Annotated in this window: 23 protein-coding genes; 16 read left to right on the forward strand and 7 right to left on the reverse strand. The window is 41.7% G+C overall.

All coding sequences use genetic code 11. The features are described from left to right. Positions 1 to 79: 79 nt before the first annotated feature. The 5 genes from IV50_RS02795 (at position 80) to IV50_RS02820 (ending at position 5857) form a co-directional block, all read left to right on the forward strand. A complete protein-coding gene (locus IV50_RS02795; protein ID WP_236697693.1) occupies positions 80 to 967 on the forward strand; it encodes a UbiA family prenyltransferase in 888 nt (295 codons plus the stop codon). A 75-nt stretch (positions 968 to 1042) separates the two neighbouring features. Then, a complete protein-coding gene (locus IV50_RS02800; protein WP_057744786.1) occupies positions 1043 to 2182 on the forward strand; it encodes an AI-2E family transporter in 1140 nt (379 codons plus the stop codon). A 183-nt stretch (positions 2183 to 2365) separates the two neighbouring features. Continuing rightward, on the forward strand, positions 2366 to 3724 hold the full coding sequence (locus IV50_RS02805; protein WP_057744789.1) for an amino acid permease: 1359 nt from the start codon (positions 2366 to 2368) through the stop codon (positions 3722 to 3724). A 101-nt stretch (positions 3725 to 3825) separates the two neighbouring features. Continuing rightward, complete coding sequence (locus IV50_RS02810) at positions 3826 to 4737, forward strand: alpha/beta hydrolase (RefSeq protein WP_057744792.1); 912 nt, start codon at positions 3826 to 3828, stop codon at positions 4735 to 4737. Positions 4738 to 4990: 253 nt separating this feature from the next. Beyond that, complete coding sequence (locus tag IV50_RS02820; RefSeq protein WP_057744797.1) at positions 4991 to 5857, forward strand: YihY/virulence factor BrkB family protein; 867 nt, start codon at positions 4991 to 4993, stop codon at positions 5855 to 5857. Positions 5858 to 5895: 38 nt separating this feature from the next. Here the strand turns inward: IV50_RS02820 and IV50_RS02825 are convergent, their stop codons facing one another. Next, positions 5896 to 6957 carry a tRNA dihydrouridine synthase gene (locus IV50_RS02825; RefSeq protein WP_057744800.1) on the reverse strand — a complete coding sequence of 354 codons (1062 nt, stop codon included), beginning with the start codon at positions 6955 to 6957 and terminating at the stop codon, positions 5896 to 5898. Between the two features lie 498 nt (positions 6958 to 7455). Here IV50_RS02825 and IV50_RS02835 point away from each other — a divergent pair, with 498 nt between their 5' ends. Next, positions 7456 to 7938, forward strand: a complete 483-nt coding sequence (locus tag IV50_RS02835; RefSeq protein ID WP_057744804.1) for a DUF2798 domain-containing protein — start codon at positions 7456 to 7458, stop codon at positions 7936 to 7938. Between the two features lie 307 nt (positions 7939 to 8245). Further along, positions 8246 to 9649, forward strand: a complete 1404-nt coding sequence (locus IV50_RS02840) for an APC family permease (protein ID WP_057744807.1) — start codon at positions 8246 to 8248, stop codon at positions 9647 to 9649. Between the two features lie 34 nt (positions 9650 to 9683). Here the strand turns inward: IV50_RS02840 and IV50_RS02845 are convergent, their stop codons facing one another. Then, positions 9684 to 11525, reverse strand: coding sequence for an FAD/NAD(P)-binding protein (locus IV50_RS02845; protein ID WP_057744810.1), 1842 nt, complete (start codon positions 11523 to 11525; stop codon positions 9684 to 9686). A 9-nt stretch (positions 11526 to 11534) separates the two neighbouring features. Next, positions 11535 to 12203, reverse strand: a complete 669-nt coding sequence (locus IV50_RS02850; protein ID WP_057744813.1) for an NAD(P)H-hydrate epimerase — start codon at positions 12201 to 12203, stop codon at positions 11535 to 11537. A 165-nt stretch (positions 12204 to 12368) separates the two neighbouring features. On the opposite strand from IV50_RS02850, the gene IV50_RS02855 reads away from it, so the two are divergent. The 3 genes from IV50_RS02855 to IV50_RS02865 all read left to right on the forward strand — a co-directional run bounded on the left by IV50_RS02855 (position 12369) and on the right by IV50_RS02865 (position 14233). Next, positions 12369 to 12707 (forward strand): hypothetical protein, encoded by a 339-nt coding sequence (locus IV50_RS02855; RefSeq protein WP_057744815.1) that lies wholly within the window; start codon positions 12369 to 12371, stop codon positions 12705 to 12707. Positions 12708 to 12811: 104 nt separating this feature from the next. Next, a complete protein-coding gene (locus tag IV50_RS02860; protein ID WP_072152740.1) occupies positions 12812 to 13510 on the forward strand; it encodes an MIP/aquaporin family protein in 699 nt (232 codons plus the stop codon). 165 nt (positions 13511 to 13675) lie between these two features. After that, entirely contained in the window at positions 13676 to 14233 is a 558-nt protein-coding gene (locus IV50_RS02865) for a hypothetical protein (protein ID WP_057744818.1), read from the forward strand. A gap of 48 nt (positions 14234 to 14281) precedes the next feature. On the opposite strand, the gene IV50_RS02870 is transcribed toward IV50_RS02865, so the two are convergent. Together IV50_RS02870 and IV50_RS02875 are read right to left on the reverse strand one after the other, a co-directional pair. Beyond that, positions 14282 to 14764, reverse strand: coding sequence for a phosphatidylglycerophosphatase A family protein (locus IV50_RS02870; protein WP_371851815.1), 483 nt, complete (start codon positions 14762 to 14764; stop codon positions 14282 to 14284). A 26-nt stretch (positions 14765 to 14790) separates the two neighbouring features. After that, positions 14791 to 15708, reverse strand: a complete 918-nt coding sequence (locus IV50_RS02875) for an NADP-dependent oxidoreductase (RefSeq protein WP_057744824.1) — start codon at positions 15706 to 15708, stop codon at positions 14791 to 14793. Between the two features lie 416 nt (positions 15709 to 16124). Between IV50_RS02875 and IV50_RS02880 the strand changes: the two genes are divergently transcribed. From IV50_RS02880 to IV50_RS02900, 5 genes are all read left to right on the forward strand, one after another. Further along, positions 16125 to 17477: an APC family permease gene (locus tag IV50_RS02880; protein ID WP_057744827.1), complete on the forward strand. Its 1353-nt coding sequence runs from the start codon at positions 16125 to 16127 to the stop codon at positions 17475 to 17477. Continuing rightward, positions 17470 to 18912: an APC family permease gene (locus IV50_RS02885; protein WP_057744829.1), complete on the forward strand. Its 1443-nt coding sequence runs from the start codon at positions 17470 to 17472 to the stop codon at positions 18910 to 18912. Before IV50_RS02880 ends, IV50_RS02885 begins: the two co-directional genes overlap by 8 nt. 89 nt (positions 18913 to 19001) lie before the next feature. Beyond that, the gene (locus tag IV50_RS02890) at positions 19002 to 19994 is read left to right on the forward strand and encodes an asparaginase (protein ID WP_057744832.1); all 993 of its coding nucleotides are present in this window, start codon (positions 19002 to 19004) and stop codon (positions 19992 to 19994) included. A gap of 11 nt (positions 19995 to 20005) precedes the next feature. Next, positions 20006 to 20335, forward strand: coding sequence for a YdbC family protein (locus tag IV50_RS02895; RefSeq protein WP_057744835.1), 330 nt, complete (start codon positions 20006 to 20008; stop codon positions 20333 to 20335). A 230-nt stretch (positions 20336 to 20565) separates the two neighbouring features. Beyond that, positions 20566 to 21237, forward strand: coding sequence for a hypothetical protein (locus IV50_RS02900; RefSeq protein ID WP_057744838.1), 672 nt, complete (start codon positions 20566 to 20568; stop codon positions 21235 to 21237). Positions 21238 to 21314: 77 nt separating this feature from the next. On the opposite strand, the gene IV50_RS02905 is transcribed toward IV50_RS02900, so the two are convergent. Both IV50_RS02905 and IV50_RS02910 read right to left on the reverse strand, forming a co-directional pair. Then, complete coding sequence (locus IV50_RS02905) at positions 21315 to 21866, reverse strand: cysteine hydrolase family protein (protein WP_057744841.1); 552 nt, start codon at positions 21864 to 21866, stop codon at positions 21315 to 21317. A gap of 14 nt (positions 21867 to 21880) precedes the next feature. Next, positions 21881 to 22252 (reverse strand): PaaI family thioesterase, encoded by a 372-nt coding sequence (locus tag IV50_RS02910; protein WP_057744845.1) that lies wholly within the window; start codon positions 22250 to 22252, stop codon positions 21881 to 21883. 165 nt (positions 22253 to 22417) lie between these two features. On the opposite strand from IV50_RS02910, the gene menB reads away from it, so the two are divergent. Next, complete coding sequence (menB, locus tag IV50_RS02915) at positions 22418 to 23239, forward strand: 1,4-dihydroxy-2-naphthoyl-CoA synthase (RefSeq protein WP_057744849.1); 822 nt, start codon at positions 22418 to 22420, stop codon at positions 23237 to 23239. Positions 23240 to 23292: the final 53 nt, after the last annotated feature.

The raw sequence follows: 23292 nt of genomic DNA on the forward strand, positions 1-23292 counted from the left end.
ATAATACGAGACTTGTCACTGGTAGGGTAAGTAGTGCATAATTTGTAACGAAATCGATTTAGAAAGAGGATATGTAAACGTGAAAAATTTATTGAAGCTTGTGGAAATCCAATCACTTGTGGCTAGTGCGTTACCCTTAATGTTGGGATATTTATATACGTTAAATGCGTATCATGATTTTAATTGGGTGAATGCCTTGGTGTTTGCGCTAATTGCATTTGCTTTGCAAATGGGCGTCAATGTTTGGAATAATTTGCAGGATTACAAAGTTGCTAGTACTGATACATGGAAAAACGGGGTCAACAACATTGTTGGGTCAGCGGGGTATACCCTCCGTCAAGTTTGGCTGGTACTGCTAAGTTTGGTTGGCTTTGCTGGCGTTCTAGGATTATGGTTAGTGACGCAAACAGGTTGGCCTTTACTTGTGATGGGACTTATTGGGGTGTTTGTGGCTTATTGGTATGCGGGGACGCCGTTGCCACTTTCACGAACGCCCTTTGGTGAACTAGCTTCAGGGTTAACGATGGGCTATTTGATTTTTCTAGCAGCTGTTTATGTTAATGTGGCACCTTTAATGACGTGGACTTTGATTTGGCATGCGATGGTTGCATCAGCAATTGCGTGGTTTGCGATTGCTGACATTATGTTAGCGAATAATATTGGCGACTATGAAGAAGACATGGCTGAAGGGCGACGTACGTTGGTAGCGGTTTTAGGTAAGCCCACTGCCTTGAAATTCTTTGGTGGTATCTACGTAGCCGGATATGTGGTGTTGGTTCTTGCAGTTATTTTACGCATCTTACCTTGGCCTAGTGTCCTAGCATTGCTTTCTGCACCAATCGTCTTTAAAAATGTGAAGGCTTTTCAATCCGATCCCCAAAAGAAAAATTTCATCTTGGCAATCAAAAATGTCGTTGTGATCTCAGTGACTTTAGCGATTGGTTTGATTATCGCCTTGTTTATATAGTAAAATGAAATGTCTTAGTGCTAATATAGGCGCGAGGCATTTTTTTTATGAAAAAAACATATCAAGGAGTAGGCTATGGAACGTCTAAAGCAATCTAAGTTGCTATATTGGACATTAGAAGCACTCGCAGTGGTTGTCTTAATCTGGGTTCTTTCACAATTAAGCTTTGTGTTGAAGCCAATTGGTCAATTTATTGGTGCTGTCTTTGTCCCACTAATTGTTTCTGGATTCTTATATTATTTAATGAATCCAGTTGTGAAATTTGTTAGTAAAATCAAAAGTGGGAAGCGTCACTTAGGTCGTGGTTTAAGTGTTGCTATTGTTATGATTTTATTCTTAGCTATTATTGTACTGGCTATCTTTACTTTTGTTCCTAACTTAGTGGAACAATTAACAAAGGTTGTCGCAAGCGCCCCTAAGAGTATTTCAGGGATGCAAGAATGGTTAAAAGGCCTTAGCAACAACGAATTGGTCCAACGGATCAGTAAGGAACTTGACCTAAGTAACCTGCAAAAGCACGTGCAAAAGTATGCCGAAGGCTTTTTGGTTGGAACTGCAAACGGACTTGGAGCAGTTGTTGGTACTTTGACTGGTGTCATCGTGACAGCAATTACGGTTCCGGTTATGACTATCTACATGTTATTAGATGGCGATAAGTTGGTACCATTCCTACAAAAGTTGTTTGTTCCAAAGAACAAGGAAAAGGTTGCTGATATCTTGCATCGTCTGGATGAAACAATCTCTAACTATATTACCGGTCAAGCCATTGAAATGATTTTCGTTGGTGTCTTTACGACCGTTGGTTACTTTATGATTGGTCAAGAATATGCGCTCTTACTAGGAGTTGTAGCTGGATTAACAAATATGATTCCATATGTGGGACCATATATCGGCTATATTCCAGCTGTGATTGTAGCTCTAATGCAAGGTGGCTTCAAACAAGCTGCGTTGGTAACGATTGTCGTGTTGGTTGTGCAACAGATTGATAGTAACTTGATCTACCCACGTATTATCGGAAATACATTAAATATTCACCCATTAACAATTATTGTGTTGTTGTTAGCAGCGGGAAATATTGCTGGAATTCCGGGAATGATTTTGGCTGTGCCAGCCTACGCTATCGTGCGGACAATTGTGATTTACGCCTGGCAATTGTGGCAGTTACGTAATACATCAACAACAACTGATGTTACAAATACTTCTCAAAACAACTAAATCTTGAAAAAAGAGTAGCAGTGGCTACTCTTTTTTTGTTGGGACATTGTTAAAAAAGTATCAAAGTTACATAATCAGTGCGGGAAAATATTGCAAATTTTGGTGAGTAATTTATAATAACTAACTAACTGGCGTGCAATGTGCACGAACCAAAAATTGAATAGCGAAAGTGAGGCACAATTTATGTCAACACAAAACGAAAGTGGCCCGCAAGAGTTTGAGCGTGGGTTATCTGGACGTCATGTTGAAATGATTGCCTTAGGTGGAACGATTGGAACTGGATTATTCCTGGGAGCAGGAAAATCAATCAGTGCCGCGGGACCATCTATTTTATTGATTTACATCATTACTGGAATCTTTATGTTCTGGATGATGCGTGCATTAGGTGAACTTTTACTTACTGACACGAATGAACCGACATTCGTTGGGTTTATTGAAAAGTATCTTGGATTACGAACTGGCTTTGTGATCGGGTGGACCTATTGGCTAGGATGGATTACGATTGCCATGGCCGAATTAACGGCGGTGGGTACGTATATGAAGTACTGGTTCCCGAATATTCCGGTCTGGATTTGGGCCTTGGTATTCTTGGTTGCCCTTTACTTGATTAACATCATTGCTGTGGGAGCCTTTGGAGAAACCGAATTTTGGTTCTCAATGATCAAAATCATCGCCATTTTGGCAATGATTGCCGCCGGTGTCATCATGGTTTTGACACATACGCGTACGTCTGCTGGTGTGGCAAGTTTGTCTAACCTTTGGAAGTATGGCTTTGTAGCACATCATGGACATCAATTGTTAGCAGCGTTCCAAATAGTTTTCTTTGCCTTCCTTGGAATTGAATTCGTTGGAATTACCGCTGCTGAAGCTAAGAATCCTGAAAAAGTGATTCCAAAAGCAATCAATTCAATTATTGTGCGAATCTTGATTTTCTACGTAGGTGCTTTGATTGCGATTATGAGTATCCAACCTTGGACACACTATTCAGCAAACCAGTCACCTTTCGTGCAAGTGTTCTCAGGAATCGGTATTACTGCCGCCGCTGGAATTATTAATTTCGTGGTTTTGACAGCTGCTGCTTCATCTTTGAACAGTTCATTGTTTACAACAGGACGGATGCTATATTCACTAACACCTGCAACGTCACGTTTCCACACATTGAATCACCACAAGTTGCCATTCAATGCCATCTCAATTTCAGCGCTTTTGATTGGATTTGCGGCAGTTATTAACTACATTTCACCTGATGGGGCCTTTGAGATTATCACGTCAATTGCTTCAGCTGCATTCGTGGTTATTTATGCCGTGCTTGTGTTGGCCCACTTGGCTTACCGCAAGAGCGCTGACTATAACAAGTTTGAACATAAGTTTACGATGCCTGGGGCACCGTACACTGACTACGCAACCATTGCTTTCTTGGTTGGTATCTATATCATCTTGTTGACGACAGCCGATACACAATTAACAGCCATTCTTGCTTTGGTTTGGTTTGCAGTAATGATTCTATTGAGTCTCCGAATCAAAAAAGACAAAAATAAGTAAGATTTAAAGACTAACGTAAAGAGTTAGTCTTTTTTTTATCTAAATGTGAAACGGAAGTGGTAAAATGGCTAGTGACAGAAAAAGGAAAGTGAGGGGAAATCATGGCTGAACGATTTATTGATCGCGATTATCAAAGGACCTATGCCGAAGTCGCCGACATTAAACGCAAATGGTTGGATGTGCCATATATGGATGGTGCAAGGCATACGTTGGATATTTATTTACCCAACGAAGAACGTGAGACATACCCAGTAATTATCGATATTTTCGGTGGGGGACTGTGCTTCGGTGATAAAAGTTCGCATAAATTAGAACCTGCATTACGTTTACTCCGTAATAATGGATATGCGGTGGTCAGCATGGATTATTCGCTCTTAGCTGACGCCCCTTTCCCAACTCAAATTTATGAAGTAAAAGCGGTTATTCGTTATGTCCGGGCTCATGCGACAAATTATCAACTGAACCCAGACGCAATTGCTTTAATGGGCGAATCTTCCGGCGCACAATTGGCCGTTACGACTGCCGCTACCCATGCGGTAGGTGCAATGGAGCGAGATGATTTTGGAGAAGATCCAGATGTTTCTGAAGACGTCCAAGCTGTGATTGCCATGTATGGACCATATGATTTTGATAAATTTGTGGAACAATTTGCTGAGGCGGGGATTACTTCAAAATATCCTGAAACAGGTACTGCAGAATCATTCCAAGGACAATTGTTTGGGAAACAAGCGCCCAAAGATGTACCGGAATTAGTGAAGAAGGCTAATCCGGCAACCTATTTCTCAGCAAAAATGCCGCCAATTTTGGCAATGGTTGGTCGTGCTGACCCCGTTGTACCATATCAACAAACGGTGAACATGATGGAAGCGGCTCGCAAGGCAATTGGTAAAGATAAGACACCTTATTATATTGTTGAAGATGGCGTGCATGGACCAGATGATTATATGGGAGCAACATTGACGCAAGTTAAAGCCGATTTTCTTGAAAAATGGCTAAAGGAGCAACATGTATAACTCAATTCGTGGTAGTTTTTTTAGAGCAACACCGGCACAGTTATTTTATTCGTTAATTACGGATGCGCTACTGTATTTCTTTTTTACAGCTTTATTAGGTCCAATGGGACCAGGTTCAACATTGATTTACCTTATTTTCTTACCAGGCTTCGATTTTCTCTGCCTGATTATTAGTTTTTATCACTATGTTACTGATCATTTCAAAAAAACACATAAAAAATAAAATGTTTCATGTGAAACACAGGAGTTACGAATGAAAAAATGGGTTGATAAGCTCACAAACAAAGCTGAACAGTGGCATATTCCACAACTATTAACATTTTGGAAGCGTGGTAATGCAGCCATGGTTGGACCAACAATTGCATATTATACAATTGTTGCGCTAGTGCCATTAATTATGACGATTGGATCAATCGTGAGTTTACTGGGTGTTAATAAGGCTCAAATTCATGACACTTTAAAAGTACAAATGCCCGCAGGTGTTGCTGACATTGTTATACCAATCGTTGATTCCGTGCTACGAGGTGGCTTTGGAACGCTGTCAATTTCCATTTTAGTGGCGATTTGGAGTGCAAGTAGTATTCTGTCGACGATTCGTAAAGCCTTTAACGAAATTTACGGGTCGGATGTTGTTGAAAATGGACTTCTAACACGTATTGTTAGCTTTCTCTGGATGTTGGTGCTATTGACCGCAGCTGTTGCTGTAATGATTGCTAATTCAGTCTTGCCCGCAATTGTGAAGGCTTTACCCTCAGCTCCCGGTATCTCGTTACTCAAGGATTTTGCTAGTCAAAGTTGGATTTATGCTTTCGTGGCGCTAATGGTACTCTTTTCATTGTTCAATTACCTCATTCCTGCAGAAAAAATGCAATGGAAGCCCGTTATACTAGGCTCATTTATCGAAATTGTATTATTATTGTTGTTGAACTCAGGTTTCGGAATTTACAGTAAGTACGCTTTGAAAAATGCGAGTTTCTACCAATCCTTAGGGTCATTGTTAGTCTTGCTGATTTATTTGAACTTAGTAGCGATGGTCATGGTCGTCGCACAAATTTTGATTGCTTGGTTTATGACTTTCTTGGACAAACCGGAAAAAAAGAAAATACTTGAAAGCAAATAAAAAAGCAACGATACAAGAATTGTATCGTTGCTTTTTTGTTAATCATTTTGATGTTGTTCAGCCAATTCGGCTTGTTTAGCAGCCCATTGTTGATCAAATTCATCGAGAATGTTGCGTACTTCATCGGTCGTCTTCGTTTCCATAAGCGCAACTCGTAAATCTGAGGCGTATGAGAAACCGCGAACATAAATTTTGAAGAAACGCTTGAGCTTTTGGAAATTTGTTGGGCCAAATTCAGCTTCGAATTCGTCATGCAAATCCAATTGATAACGCAATAGGTCTAATGAATCATCAAGTGTATGTTCAGTAGCGGTATCTTCAAAAGCGAATGGACTTTCAAAAATGCCACGACCAATCATAATGCCATCAAGACCAGGGTGTTCCTTGGCAATTGCTAAACCTTGGGCACGGTCTTTGATGTCGCCATTAATTTGAATTAATGTATCTGGTGCGATTTCATCACGCATTTGCAAAATCTCATCAATTAATTCAAAGTGGGCTGGCACTTTTGACATCTCTTTACGTGTACGAAGATGGATGGTTAATACTTGAATGTCCTGGCGAAGTAAGAATGGAATCCATTCGCGGAAGGTGTCAAGTTTATTAAATCCAAGACGTGTCTTAACTGAAATGGGTAGTCCACCAGTTTTAGCCGCAGCAATAAGTTCAGCAGCTTTATCGGGTTCTTTAATTAAACCAGAACCGGCACCGTTTTTAATGACCGTTGAATCAGGGCAACCCATGTTAATGTCGACGGCTTCAAAGCCACGATTTTTAACATCGGCGACACCAAGTTCAAAGTCAATTGGTCGATCGCCCCAAAGTTGTGCAACTGGAATTTGCTCACTTGGGTCGAAAGACAAACGGCCTTGCACCGTAAATTTCGCTTTGGGATGTGAAATGCTACGGGCATTGGTGAATTCTGTATAAAAAGCATCAGGTGCGGCAGCTTTAGCAACAACACGACGGAAGACTGTATCAGTAACAGCTTCCATAGGGGCTAAAGTGAAAAAGGGTAACTTTTCCAAACCATCAACCTGGGGATGCTGTTGGGCAGCATCCACAACGTTCTGCCAAAAGGCAGATTTTGGTTGTACCATAATATAGTCCTTTCAGGTATTTATATTTTTAAAATTTGCGGCTCGATCTTCCGCATCCGAACTGGGACATCTACTAATATAACTTACTGAATTGCGATGTCAATGGTCGAATCGGCGCCTGAGTCACGTTTATGAATGATAAATGTGAGGACTGGTAGGTGGTGTTTCAAAACAAAGGCGAAAAGAATATAATTGAATGTGAAAATGAATCGGAAAGAAGTGAAAACATGCAAAAAGGCTGGGTGCTTATTTATCTTATAATCGGATTGATATTACTAAACTATGCTAATAAAAGTAAGTCCAGTCAGGGAAACCGGGTGATGTTTGGTGTCATGGGAATGCTGTTTGTCTTTTTTGCGCTAATTTCATATACCGGATAAGCGCTTTAAAAGCGTACGAACATGACACGAACATATTAACGAAAATTTAACTTACGAAAAAAATTTAAATTTGCTAACTTAGAGAAGTTGGTTAAATTAAATATTTTCGGAGGGGAAAATGCCAAATAATAAACATGAAAGTCTTATTTTTACAATTATGATGTGCTTCGTCATGGTTTTGGGGATGAGTCTATACAATGCCTACTTAATTCAGGGGCAAGTGTCAGCCGCCATGGTGAGCCAAGCCTGGTTGGGATTCCCATTTGCCTATATTGTCGCGATGGCCCTGGATGTGCTCGTTGTGTCCAAGAATGCTAAGACAGTTGCTTTTAAATATATTATTAAGCCGGAACAGTCACAAGCAGTTAAAGGGATTACCATCTCAATCTGTATGGTGATTCCAATGGTGATTTGTATGTCAGGTTATGGTGCTGTCATAGGTGCGCTTCATACCGGTATTTGGCAGGATCTGGTGGGACAGTGGATAAACAATATCGGGAAGAATGTACTTGTCGCATTGCCCTTACAATTGTTAATTGCTGGGCCGCTTGTACGTAAGACTTTTAGACGTGTCTTTCCAGTTGGGGTCATCCAAGGCTAAATGAGATTTAGATGAGGATATTGACATATAATTATAAAATGCGTTAAACTTGTAAACATAAACTTTTAGGAGGTAGGATCAATGTAATATTCAATGGTAACAGTTGAATCATTTAAGGGCTTTACGTTTTTTGGGTAACTATCCGAAATTTATGTAAAGTCTGTTTACGTGAACTTTCGGATGTTGAATCCGGAAATGTTTACGTGCATTGAACTACTTTAAACAAGTAAGCCAACGTGAGTAAGTGTGCCGGATTCTAACGATTAATCCGTCGCACTTTTTTTATGATTATTTTAGGAGAATTTATATGGGTTTATTGAATCGGGTATTTAAAAAAGAATCGATTGCAAATTACATGCAGTCAGATGAACACCTTACGAAAACATTGAGTGCAAAAGACTTGCTTGGTTTAGGCGTTGGGGCAGTTATTGGTACAGGAATCTTTATTCTGCCTGGAACGGTTGCTGCTACAACAGCTGGTCCCGCGGTTGTCATTAGTTTTATTATTGCCGCTTTGATTTCCGGATTAGTCGCAATGGCCTATTCTGAAATGGCTTCAGCTTTACCTGTGGCGGGATCCGCTTATTCATATGGAAACATCATTTTTGGTGAAATTATCGGTTGGATTCTTGGCTGGGCTTTAATCTTGGAATATTTCTTAGCAGTTGCCGCAGTGGCAACCAGTTGGTCGGCATACTTTGCTAATTTGGTAGCCCCAATTTTCAAAATGCCAAAGGCGATTTCGGGACCTTTTAATCCAGCTGGTGGAACGTATATTAATTTGATTGCCGTTGTGGTTCTCCTTGTTTTGGGGATTTTGCTGTATGGGGGCATGAAAGAATCAAAGCGTCTCCAAAATGGGATGGTCTTATTGAAAATTGCCATTATCCTATTGTCCATTGGTGTCGGTATTTTCTATATTAAATCTGGTAACTATCATCCCTTTGTACCAGCACGTTCAAATGGTGCCTTTGGAATTCATGGTATTTTGACTGGAGCCTCAATGGTATTCTTCGCCTTCCTTGGCTTTGATGCTTTGTCATCATCTGCCGCAGAAGTGAAGAATCCCAAGCGTAATATTCCAATTGGTATTTTTGGGACTTTGATTATCGCGGCTATCTTATACGCGTTAGTTGCTTTCGTTCTAACAGGGATGGTCAACTACAAGCAATTGAATGTTGCTGATCCTGTTGCCTTTGCTTTGCAAATGGTTGGAAAGAACGGTGTTGCCTTTGTGGTGACCATTGGTGCCTTGGTAGGTATGTTCACAATGATGTATACCATGTTATATGCGTCATCACGTTTGGTCTATGCGATTGGTCGTGATGGGTTGTTACCTGGTCATTTAGGTAAGTTGAACAAGAAGGGAGAACCAAGCCGTGCTTTGTTGATTGCCACAATTGTGGTAATGATTTTTGGTGGTTTGGTTCCATTAGATCGGTTGGTTGCCTTAGTGAATATTGGAACCTTATTGGCATTCATTGTTGTGTCACTAGGTATCATCCCACTACGTAAGCGTAAGGATTTGAATCATACTGGCTACAAAATGCCATTCTATCCGGTACTACCACTTATCTCAGCTGGTTTCTCATTCTTCTTAATGACGCAACTACAAGTAGATACATTGGTTGCCGCCGCTGTTTGGTTTGCTATTGGGATTGTGATTTATTTAGCCTACGGCGTTAAACATTCAAAATTAAATAAGCAATAATAAAAAGCACATGCAGCGATTGCATGTGCTTTTCTTATGCGTTAAAAATGGTTTCAGCGATGATTTCTGCATCACGGAGATTACGATCACCAACATTAGGACGTGGGGCAAAGGTCGTAAACCAGTGCCACTTTTCCGTTGGAAGTCCCCAAACATAGAGGTGCTGTTGTTGTCGTCCATTCGCATCAATGACTTGCTGTGTTTTACGGTTTGTATGCACAGCATCAATCTCAAAGATACTATCGTCAGACCGCTTAAGTGCTACGGAGCTCACGATTCCCTTCGCAGCTAGTTCACTCAAGAGTGGGTCGGCAGTATGTTTAACTGTTGTTGCTGGTAAGCGCGCTTCAATTAATTGTGTGGCTGTCCAAGTATGTCCCTGTTCATCAGTTGCCTGATACCCATCCGTGGTGATGGTAACTTTAAACTTTGGTGCCGCCACAGTGATAATGCCTGCAGCCAGTAACGTATGCAGTTGTTCCATTCGTAAGAGTGGTGGGCCGACATTGAGCAGACGGTTAATTGGGTTGAATTCCTTCAAAAATATTTCATATTCATCGACCGTTAATGCATCTGCTTCCAGATACTGACGTAGTTGGCCACGTAAATCTTTCAATAATTCAAACGCACCGGCAAGCGGTGCTAAATCATTACCTTTGCGCGCATCAATGATGTCGTTTTCAAGATATTGTTGCATAAACGCCTGATAATCCGTGGGAATCTCCGCCAATGGATTTAATATCCGTGACCAATTAATTTGTAGATTGGCGGGGATGCCGTACGCGTTAGCCGTGGCTGAAAGATCATCGCTACGACGTAACGATGATAGAAAATCAGCCCGATTAAATGGCCAGTTGGCGGCCATATCACTCATTAAATTGAAATAATACTTGTAGGTCATTTCATTTTGGAATAATTGATAGAAGTCGGCATAACTAATGTGCCCATTAACCATATGGCGTTCAATATTAGTGCGTGTGAAGAAGATGGCATCATAGTTTTCAGCATGTGGCTTTTGATTATAGGCTTTGGCGTGTGGAATGGTTCCGGTGCGTGAGCCCGCGATGATATGTGGCTCACGACCTGAAGGATGATAGACGAGTTGGTTGTCTGGTAACCGTTCAAATTTTCCGCCGCGCCCTAAGGTGAAATCAGCCATGTAATCAAAAAAGCTTAAGCCAAGGCCACGAATGAGTACATCGTCGGCAGGACGAATGGTATCCAACGGTGCAGCGCTGGGTTGCATGGGTGCGATATACTGCCAGTTGGCATTTTTGTCCGCCGCAACTTGAAATGAATGTTCTTCATCAGTTGGTTTCGTGGCGGTATACCCTGGTGTGTAGATAACATCATCAGCAGTGAGTTGTTGCCCGTCCGCAAGATTAATTTCATAATGCCCATCAGTTATAGCACGGACTTGGGTAGCTTTTGATTGTTTGAAAACTAATTGCGTATTTGCGTCCGTGTTTTGTTGTAACTGATCAAAATACCACGATGCATATAAGCCAAAGATGGCGCGCGAAGAAAAATGATTTGGATTCAAGACTGCAATTTCATCACGAAAAGCTGCCTCATTTTTGAAGGTATGAGTATCCAGATAAGTAGCAGCTTGATGATGCGCCCATTCATAGAGATTAGGACCAGTTAGCCCCGGTTGCTGTTTAGGGATGCTGTTATCGGTAAATAATGTCAGCTGTTGGCTAATTGTATTGGCAATGAATTTTGGATTTTGATCAGGGTTCCAAACCACACCACCAACTGGAAAAGGATCCAATAGGGTAATCGTGTGCGCTTGTGTTGAAGCGTTGGCGAAAGCCACTAAGCGTTCGGCAAGGACCAAATTACGTGGTCCAGCACCAATCAATACAATATTCATAAGAGTAAGTTATTCCTCCTCTTGTTGAGAAGCTAAGAATTCCTCTAAGTTTTCAGGACGGAAAATGCCAATGTCTTTGACATAAATGTCACCGGCACGTTTGATCTCTTCATTCTTAAGGAGACCTGTTTTAGGGTAAGCAAACGTTACGGTTGAATTGGCGCGAATGGCTGAACCAAGAATTTCACCGGTTGTGGCGTTTAATCCAGAAGGGACATCCACTGAAACAACTGGGATATTCGCAGCGTTAACCCGCTTGATAATATCGCCGAGTTTAACGGGAACTGGCTTTGATAGACCAATCCCAAATAAGGCATCTACAATGACAGAATAATGCTTAAAATCATGGATTCGATGCAAAGGTTCAATCCCATAGTTACGAGCAATTTTTAATTGTGTGGCGGTATTAGGCGTAGCACGCTTTTCATCACCTAAAATAAGTAAGTCAACATTGACGCCTTTTTGACGTAAGAGCCGGGCGATGACGATGCCGTCACCACCATTATTACTTAGACCAGCAATGATAAGAACTTTTGATAAGTCGTACTTTCCAGAAGCTAAGACTTCAATCACTGATTGAGCCGTGCGTTCCATTAAAACGAGGGATGGCATTCCGATTTGATCAACGGTGTAGCGATCCAGTAGTTGCATTTCTTGTGCGGTTACAGCTTCAACCATGAATTGTAACCTCCTTAATTATTGTTTTTGATGTGCATGAGGCACTTAGCACCATTATAAACGGAATTACGACTCCCTACAAATTCAATTCGCATTAACCTTTATAAACTAATTGAGCATGTTACAATATTCATTAAAGATGTTTAATTTTAGGAGGATGATGACATGGCAGAACCAAAAATTCCGCAAGATATGCAAGAAGTCAAAGATCAAGTGATTTTAATGAATGCTCGTGGCTTCGAAGTTTCTGAAGATGATGTGATTCGTGAAGCGTTAAAAGCTGGTTTTCAAGCGATTGTGAATGATCGTATGGATGGGAACTATGACACGGTCCGTTGGGATGATGAATTTAAAGGGTTACAAATCGTTGGCATTGATGACTCACTTGAGGGTGAGATTCAACCAGCTGATGACGAGCCTAGCTTTATCGAACAATTTAAAGAAGATGCCAACAAGGTCTGGTTTAAATTAGACAATGCTGCAGCTTCAATTATTGGACGCTAAAATTAATAAGAAATACTTTAGTTAAACGCTTTAAGTTTAATTAAATGGGCTTGGTGTTATATATTAGAAGAGAATAAATTTAGAAATTTACTGGAGGATTTATCGTGGAAAAAGCACGTCTATACTTGGCCGAATTTATCGGTACATTAATGCTAGTTGCTGTTGGAACTGGTGTGGTCGTATTCGTTGGGGTACAAACTGGTGCATTACCAGTTGCCGTTGCCTTTGGTTTAGCTGCAATCATGGCAGTTTACACCTTTGGAAATGTCTCAGGAGCGCACTTGAACCCAGCGGTTTCATTAGCTATGGCCATTAACAAGCGGCTCTCATGGATTAATTTCTTGGGTTACGTTGTTGCACAAATTCTTGGTGGTATTGCTGGTTCAGCAGTTGTCTTTGGATTCATGAAGGCCTTTGGTGCCAAGCATGCAGCCATCCAACAAATTGGATTTGGACAAACAGTTTATCAAACACCAGTTTCATTCATGGGTGCAACCATGATTGAAATGTTCTTAACATTTGTCTTTGTTTTGGTAATCATGATGGTAAGTTCAAAGAAGCATGGTGCAGGTAAGCTTGCACCACTAGTAATCGGATTTGCTTTGACAGCCTTGGTTCTACTAGGTATTTCAGCGACCGGTGCTTCATTGAACCCTGCTCGTTCATTTGGACCAGCTTTGTTCGCAATGTTCTTTGGATCAGCTACTGCCATGTCACAAATTGGTGTGTACTTGATCGGACCTTTGGTCGGAGGAGCTTTAGCTGCCGTAGTTGCTAAGTTCTTCGGTTCAGAAGAAGCCTAAATAATAAAAAGCTCCCAAATTTAATTTGGGAGCTTTTTTTAAATCGGTGTGCCCTGCTTTTGGACTTTTGGGCTAGGTTTCAGGTATAATTAGAAAAAGGTTAACCAAAACCAATGTAAATAGAATTACACAATGAGCTGGTCATCAGTTCAGTAGGGGGAAAACATGTCAAACTTAGTAAAGTGGTTACTTGGAATTGGCGCTGTTGCCGTTATCGGCGGCGGTGGTTATGCCATTGTAGAATCACAAAATCATGCTGATAAGAAAACAGAATCATCTGTTTCTAGCCATAAGAAGGCTAGTTCACATAAGCGTGCTTCTGAAAAATCAAGTTCAAAAACGAGTTCAAGTTCTTCTGAAGTTAGTTCTTCTGAAGCACCAGCTAGTTCAAGTGAGCAACCTGCCTCAAGTGAACAAGCTGTTTCAACTGAAACGAGTGAAGCTGCTGCTACAACTCAAGCAGATCAAAGTGTTGTCGGAAATCCACAAGGGGAAGTGCAAGCGGATCCTAACACTTACGTGACGACACCTGGTGCTGCAACGTCAGCTGTAGCGGCTCACATGAGTCAAGTGCAAGGTCGCGATCCAAATCGCTTCACATTGAGTGCCCACCCATCTGATGGTGGTGTAGGTTACACGGTTAACGTTTCAAGCAGCCAAATTGCTGGTACGTTGGCCGTTTACCAAGTTTCAGCCAATGGAGTGGTAACACAAGTTCAATAAGTAAGATAAAAAACGTCTAACACAATGTATATTGTGCTAGACGTTTTTTTATTTATAGTCGTGGGCAATTCGTGCTTCCGCTGCTGCGACAATCGCGGCAACAAGGTCATCAATAAATGTATTTACGCGACCGCCATTTTTCTGAGCATCGTTTAACTCACCAATAATACCGGGCTTAGTACGATCAAGGAAGCCAAAGTTGGTCCATGAAATAGTACCGTAGAGCCCCAAAATAGACATAACTAATTGTTCGTCAATGCCATAAGTACTTGAATCTTCTTGCACGCGTGTTTGCAATGGCTCGGGCAGTTTTCCAGCTTGTGCTAAATCATCTAAGGCGAGCCCAGTTAAGATGGCGTCTTGTGATTCAGTCTTATGAAGAACATGTTCAATGGACGTTAGGGCCGTTTCATAGGGTAGGTCAGGAATATGATCCTTTTGTCCTTCAATCACCATAGGGGCGAGTGCGTCTAATGTCACACCTCGTTCTGCTAAGGCGTCGACAACTTCTTGATAATAATCAGGGGTAATATCTTGCATTTATTTGGCTCCTTACTTTAAAATTCGAGAACAAGCTTACCGACAGGGCTTTCCGCACGCATGAGCGCGTGGTCTGCTTGAAGGTTTGCTTGATTGAATGGTTTTGTATCAGCAATCTTAATGGTAATACGGTCGGCAGCAATATCGGCCAAGAGTTCGCTTAGTAATGCACCTTTACCGGCTAAGTAGCCTGCCTTGGCATCAATGCTAAAATGCTGACTTAATTCCTCTAGCTGGGGGTCAGAAGATAAGTTGACCAAACGCCCACCTGTTTTAAGCACTTGCGCCGACTTTACCGTTGTGGCTCCACCAACGGTATCAAGCACAGCATCAAAATCACTTAAGTCGTTTTCATAGTCGGTGTGATAATCAATTGGATGCACATCCCCCAAACTCTGGAGATAATCAAAATGTGCAGCACTACTGGTAGCGTAAACCTCTGCCCCACGATTGAGGGCTGCTTGAATGGCCACACTACCAACGCTTCCAGAACCACCTTGGATGAGTACCTTTTCACCGGCTTGTACGTCTAAGTCCACAAGGATCATCTGATAACCAGTTGCTGCACCTAAAACGGATGCCACCGCGGTGGCATCACTGATTGTATCCGGAACTTTAGCTAAGGCGGATTGGCCGACGGGCACATACTCAGCGTAAGTTTGATGGTGACGATTGGCAGCCACGCGCTCACCAACCTTAAAGTCGGTGACGTCGGCACCGACGGCAACAACTTCACCAACAACACTTGAACCCGGAATTAAGGGTAATTTATCACCTTCACCCATGAGACCCATCACGAACTTAACATCATAAGGGTCGATTGCGACGGCATGGTTTTCAATTAAGACTTGCTTCGCAGAAGGGGCGGGTCGGTCAACAGTAGCTTCTTTGAGCGCATCAACACCACCAAATTGATCTAATTTAATTGCTAACATAAAATACCTCCAGGTAATGACTTACTTTCATTGTAAAGCGTGGCGCCACTGAATGCGAATTTTTACAAGGTATTTTCATATTAAAAAAAAGAAAAACCTTAAATGGCAAACAAAGAAGAATTTAAGTTTGTTTTCAGAAAAACAAATCTTAGGGCTTGCCAGTAATAATTTAAAATGATAGAATTCTAATTATTCTAAAACAAGCCAGAAGGGAGAGCCAAGATTATGCAAAGCAATTATTCAAATTCAAATCAAGTGTTGGTTCTCACCTCAATTAGTCTCGTGACTGGTTGGGGTTTTTCTGCTTGATATAGATCAACATGACAGAATTCCCCCAAACCAATTGACCCGTGCCGATAACGTCCTCGTTATCGCAGTAGGCCAGTTGGTTTTTTCGTACAAAGGAGCTCAGATATATGGAAAAAACGACTGGATTGAAACGGTCGGTTGGTGTAACATCAGGGATTTCGTTGGTTGTTGGAACTGTGATTGGTTCTGGAATTTTCTTTAAGCAGGCACAAGTCATCGCAACGGCTGGTGGAAGTACACCAGCTTTGCTGGCTTGGATTTTCGGTGGATTGATTACACTAGCAGCTGGCCTGACCATTTCAGAAATTGGGGCGCGGATTCCATTGACTGGTGGCCTGTACATTTACATGGAAAAGATTTATGGAAAAGTTTGGGGATTTTTAACCGGTTGGGCGCAAACGGTGCTGTACGCACCAGCGATTGTTGCCTCATTATCGGCTTACTTTGCCATCTTGTTTAATAATTTTTTCGGCTTGTCACAACAATGGCAGCTACTCGTCGCTATTTTAACCATTTTATTTATTACAGGTATTAATTTACTAGATAATCGTGTTCCGGCAGCCTTTGCTGTCATCACAACGTCGATTAAATTATTACCAATTATTGCTGTAATTGCGTATGGTTTGTTTTTTGGTAAAGTGGATGCATTAAATCAGTCAGTTGCCACTGTTACGGCAACACCATCTGGCGGATTTGGAATGGCCGTCTTAGCAACGTTGTTTGCCTATGATGGCTGGGCGACGTTGACCAACATGGGTGGCGAGCTAAAGAATCCACAAAAGAACCTACCGCGCGCAATTGTGATTGGCATTTTAATTGTGGTCGTGGCTTATGCGGGTATCTCATACGGGATGATGCGGGCCATGCCAGCAAACGAAATTGTTCGATTGGGTGACAATGCAACTTTCGGCGTTGTGACGCAAGCCTTTGGTAAATTAGGTGGTCGTCTATTAACAATCATTATCCTGATTTCAATTTTGGGAACGATTAATGGGAAGTTAATGGCACTACCACGGATGACATTTGCGATGGCGGAAGACGGTGTATTACCAAAATGGTTAGCCAAAGTGAATCGCTTTAATGAACCGATTGGTTCGATTCTCTTTCTAACGGTGACGGCCAGCTTGTTGCAATTCACAGCATCAGCAGATTGGTTATCAAATATTGCAGTGTTTATTATTTGGATCTTCTATACGGCGACATTCGTTGGTTTGTTCATTTTACGTCATCGTGACAAGCAAGCCGCACAAGTCGCGGAACCACTACAAGAACTCGAATCAATCTTTTCAGTGCCAGGTTATCCGTGGGTGCCACTGATTGCGATTCTAGGGGCATTATTTGTCCTGATTAGTACATTAATTAATGATTTTGGATCATCCATCATTGCGATTGGATTAGTATTTATTGGCTTACCAGTGTATTGGTATTATAGCCGTAAAAAGGGAGAAGCTTATGACTAAATCAAGTGTTTTAGCAAATATGGGGCGAAAAGAAAATCCCCAGAATTACGCGGATAAGGACGGTCATCTAAAGCCTGTTTTGGGACTTAAAGACATGGTGGCCATGGGAATTGGAACAGTTGTTGGAGCCGGAATCTTTACGATGCCGGGAATCGTTGCAGCTGATTATGCTGGACCCGCTGTTGTCATTTCATTTATTGTTGCCGCTTTTGTTGCAGGTTTATCAGCCTTATCATATTCAGAGTTAGCATCAGCAATGCCATTTGCTGGTTCAATCTATTCTTGGGCGAATGTTATTTTTGGTGAATTTATGGGTTGGGTGGCCGGTTGGGCCGTTCTTTCTGAATACTTGATTGCTTTGGCATTCGTGTCATCTGCTTGGTCATCTTATTTCCAAGGATTCGTCAATAGTTTTGGCATTAAATTGCCTGCTGCCATTTCGGGATCATTTAATCCAGCCAAAGGTCAATTTATTGATTTGTTTGGGGCACTAGCGCTAATCGGAGTTGGATTATTAGTGATGCGTGGGGTTAAGGCTGCTGCCATTGTTGAAAACTGGTTAGTTATCTTAAAAGTCGCCGTGATTATTCTCTTTATCGTTGTTGGTTTAACAGCAGTACAAGTTAATAACTGGGTACCATTTGTGCCTGCTCACCGCGCTGGTACTGATTTTGGTGGTGGTATTGGTATTTTGCACGGTGCCTCACAAGTCTTCTTTGCTTATATTGGGTTCGATACGATTGCTGCTAACTCAGCGGAAGTTAAAAACCCACAAAAAACAATGCCACGTGCCATTATTGGAACGTTGTTGATTGCGACCGTCCTATTCGTTGCGGTTTCAGCAGTTTTGACAGGAATGTTCCCATATGAACGTTATGCCGGAAACGCCGAACCTGCTGCTTGGGCTTTGCGTCAAACTGGACACTTCTTTACAGCGAACTTGCTATCAATTGTTGCCTTAGTTGGAATGTTCACGGGATTGATTGCCTTAATGGTTGGTGGATCACGTTTGCTATACTCATTCGGACGTGATGGATTGATTCCACAGCAAATTGGAAAACTTGATAAGCGTGGATTACCTGGAAATGCAACGGTGTTGATGTTGGTTGCGGCCGTCTTCTTGGGCTCAATCTTCCCAATTAACTTGCTTTCAAACTTAGTTTCAGCTGGAACTTTAATTGCCTTTATCTTGGCTTCAGTAGGTGTCTTGTTGCTACGTCGTCGTAAGGATATTGTTAATACGGGTTACAAAGTTCCTGGATATCCAGTTATCCCGATTCTTGCTGCTTTGTCAGCTGCCGGACTATTTTTAACATTGAATGTTGATGCCTTGATCTTGATGGCTGGTTGGTTAGCAATTGGAATCGTCTTATACTTTGTTTATGGCATTCGTCATAGTACAAAAAATGAGGTTGAAGCAGATTCAAAATCTTAATGTGATTGTGAAAGAAGTTGGGGTTTCCCAACTTCTTTTTTATGTGCGATAATGAATTTTAATGAAAAAGACGGCGTGGAGGGAAAAACATGCAGAAAATTTTAGTATTAACAACGGGTGGAACCATTGCTTCACGCAAAACTGAGAACGGCCTAGCCCCTGGGATGGCTGACGATGTGTTAATCAGTTACTTTGGGGAACGCCCTGGGGTTGAGTTGTCAGTTGAGAGTGTCATGAATAAAGACTCAACGAACATGCAACCTGAAGATTGGGTGGCGTTGGCAGAACGGATCCAGAAACACCAAGCCGAATACGATGCTTTTATTATTACGCATGGAACCGATACGATGGGTTACACAGCTGCGGGCTTGTCATACCTCTTGAATGGTCTCGAAAAGCCAGTTATTTTAACGGGTTCACAAGTGCCATTGGGGATGGCGGAAACAGATGCGGTTCGTAATTTACACGATGCGTTAACCTTTGCGAGTCAAACCACCTTGAATGGTGTGTTTGTTGTTTTCAATGGGCTTGTTATTTTGGGAACCCGTGCCGTTAAGACGAAGACGAAGAGTTATGATGCGTTTGAAAGTGTGAATTTCCCCTATATTGCCAGTGTGAGTGACGGTGAAATGGGGCAGTTGTTTGAACCAGAAACGAATGAAGATAAGGTGATACCAAGTGAATTAAAATTGGACACGAACGTCTTTGTTTTAAAGGCTTTTCCAGGTCTACAACCAGAAATCCTGGATTACTTGGCTGAGCGTGTTGATGGTTTAATTATTGAAAGTTTTGGAAATGGTGGATTACCATTCGAAAACCGAAACTTGATTCCGGGAATTGAAAAGATGACGCAAGCTGGCATTCCAGTGATTATCACAACGCAAATCCTACAAGAAGGACAAGATATCTACCTCTATGAGGTGGGACAACAGGTGGCGAAAGCCGGTGGAATTACCGTTGGTGATATGAATACAGAAGCGGTTGTCGCAAAATTGATGTGGATTTTGGCGCAAACTAAAAATCTCGACACTGTTAAAGTCATGATGCAAAAACCAATTGCGCACGATTTGGACTTCATTTAGGAGGTTGATGTATGGCAGAATTGAAATTCGAAATCTTGGAACAATTTGGTACGCTTTCAACGAGTAAAAGTGGTTGGGAGTTACAGTTGAACTTTGTGCAATGGGGGGACAATCAGCCTAAGTTTGACTTACGAACGTGGTCACCAGATCATAAGAAAATGGGTAAGGGGATTACCTTAAACCATGATGAACTGGTTAAATTGCAAGATGCGATTACCCACGTGTTGGCACCAGAAGATATGCCGACAGCAACGGTTGCTTTAAGTTCCGAACCTGAAGAGCCTGTAGTGGAAACTGAGCCTGATGAAAAACCAGGTTGGGCTAAATTGAGTGATTTTTAAATAAAAAGACTGTGTCGTAATAGACACAGTCTTTTTTAGTTGATATGGCTAATCATCAACAGTGTCAACTAAGTAAAACTTGCGGTAGTGGTCAAACGGAAATCAGTTAATCCTATTAATCGATAATAAATCGGTCGGCAATGGTCTCATTTTATTGTCAAATTGACTTGAGGTGGAGGGCTAATTCAGCTAATATTTGTTTTCTCTTAATCGAAGCACGAGGTGAATTTATGCGAATGGCCTTAATGGATAAGCAAATTGATGTGTGGCAACCTACTATGGTTGCCAAGATGCAAGCGCAGATTGAAGAACTCGATATTGAATGCCTGGTGTTAAACCAAGTTGGGCAACATCAGCAGCAAGGAATAGCAGAATTATATCCACAACATTTTTATTTGAATGACGGCATTACACGGATATATCAAGATAACTTGGGATATCAACTCAGTGTCCAACTGCCAGATACATGGCAAACCGTGTTTTCGACAATTTATTTAAAGGCGCAGGCCCATTATGGACAGGTTATTTTATGTCGAACGAATCTGGTAAAGCTTTGGCATCGACAGTTAGCACCCCAAATTAAATTAGTCGTGGCTGAAACGCAAACGTATGTTATTGCCATCATCTCAACACCCAGCGTGCATAAAATAAAAGCGCAGCACTTACTAGAGGTCCATGATCTATTAAGGGCACAGATTAAACCAGTCATTTTATGTGTCCCCCATCAAGTTGCTTCAGGTTTACCAAGTCCACATTGGCAAGGTGGACTTGATAAAAAATTTCATCAAGGACGGTTGTGTGAGCTAGAGGCTTATTTTGACTTTGGATTAGTTTTTGATACGCAACGGACCTGGGATGTTCTGGGAGATAAAACGCAGCGAGCAATTTTGCCGGATTTTTAAAATAAAAAAAGGCAGTTGTGTTGCCTGCAAAAAGGTGACTTTGCGGGCGCAACAATTGCCTAAAGATACTGTTATTGTTAGGCGTCAATGACATTGGCGCCTAATGAGTTTTGGAAGTGACCAAGCGCCCACGTGTGACCCTCTGGTGAAAAGCTAGCCACGGCATCAGCGTGAACGGTGATGTTGTAATCTAAATTATAAGCGTCAACAGCAGTGTGCAAGACACAAATGTCAGTGCAGACACCTGTGAGGTGAACATTACGGATATCACGTGAACGAAGATAGTTATCCAAATTTGTATTGGCAAAACTGCTGTATCGATTTTTTGGATAAACATATACGTTATCTGCATCTTGATGTTCAGCAACCCAATCTGCTAGCGGTCCGTAGTAATCGCGACCAGGCGTTCCGGCAATATTGTGAGGTGGGAATAACTTAGTTTCAGGATGGTAGGGATCATCGCGTTCATGCAAATCTGTTGGCAAGATGACGGCATCGCCATTTTGGTAAAATTCTTCAGCTAAAGCGACAATACGATCACTAATTGCTTGACCAGCAGCACCACAGGTAAGGGCGCCATCATCGGCAACAAAATCATTTGTATAGTCAATAATAAGTAATGCTTCCATAGTTAAAGACTCCTTTAGATAGTACGACTAGTTAAGGTAACAATCGATACGGCCACGTGTGTTTCAGTGGTGGTTTCATAGATATTAACTTGCCAAGTCTGTAGGCGATGACCAATATGAATTGGTTTAGCAACTGCTTTGAGATTTCCAGTAGATACGGCATTGAGATGATGGATCTCAAGATCTACACCAACTGCAGCCCGATGTGCGTCGCCTAATACTGTATTTCCGCCGATACTAGCAGCAGTCTCTGCCAGCATGGCATTAACACCGCCATGGACCATACCGTAAGGTTGTTTGGTCTTATCAGTGATGGGCATGGTTAGGACGACTTCATTGGCAGTAGCTAGTTCGGTAGTGATACCAAAAAATTCTAATGTGTTCATAAGCCTCCAATCATAAAGTGGTGTTAGTAACTAGTTTGAAATTACCTATATTGTACGATATCTGTAAAAAAAAAGACAGCGACCCACGAAACGGCTGGAACGTGTTAAAATATGAGTTATTAATTTGATAAATCTAGTCGTAAAGTCACGGGGGAATAATGAGTGATGAGTGAAGTTGAATGGTCAACGGTTAAGCCGTATTCTGAAATTTTGTTTGAACGGACAGGTAAGATTGCAAAGTTAACAATCAATCGTCCAGAAAAGCGTAATGCATTCACGCCAGTAACGATTTCTGAGCTAATTGAAGCTTTTAGTTATTGTCGTGATGATGCCTCAATCGGGGTTATTATCCTAACTGGAGCCGGGGATGAAGCATTTTCATCAGGGGGTGACCAATCTGTTCGTGGTAACGGTGGTTATGTTGGACCAGATGAAATTGCGCGTTTAAATGTTTTAGATTTGCAACGTTTAATTCGAGTAATCCCAAAGCCAGTCATTGCAATGGTTAAGGGCTGGTCTGTAGGTGGTGGAAACATCTTACAACTTGTTTGTGATTTGACAGTTGCTGCCGACAATGCCAAGTTTGGTCAAACGGGACCGATGGTTGGCTCATTTGATGCTGGATATGGTTCAGGTTACTTAGCTCGAGTAATTGGGCATAAGCGTGCCAAAGAAGTCTGGTTCTTGAATAAGTTCTATACCGCTGAAGAGGCTATGGATATGGGGTGGATCAACCGTGTAGTGCCATTAGCTGAAGTTGAAGACGCAACCATCGAATGGTCAAATGAATTACTAAAGAAGTCACCGACTGCGCTTCGCTTTATCAAGGCAGCGATGAATGCGGATACTGACGGACTTGCAGGTTTGCAACAATTTGCTGGTGATGCCACGATGCTTTATTACACGACAGACGAAGGAAAAGAAGGACGTGATGCGTTCTTAGAAAAGCGCGATCCTGACTTTGATCAATTTCCAAAGTTCCCATAAGTCGTTTAAGCTCCAACCAAAATTGGTTGAGAGCTTTTTTATTGAAGGAGACT

Source organism: Weissella viridescens (assembly GCF_001437355.1).
Classification (GTDB): Bacteria; Bacillota; Bacilli; order Lactobacillales; family Lactobacillaceae; genus Weissella; species Weissella viridescens.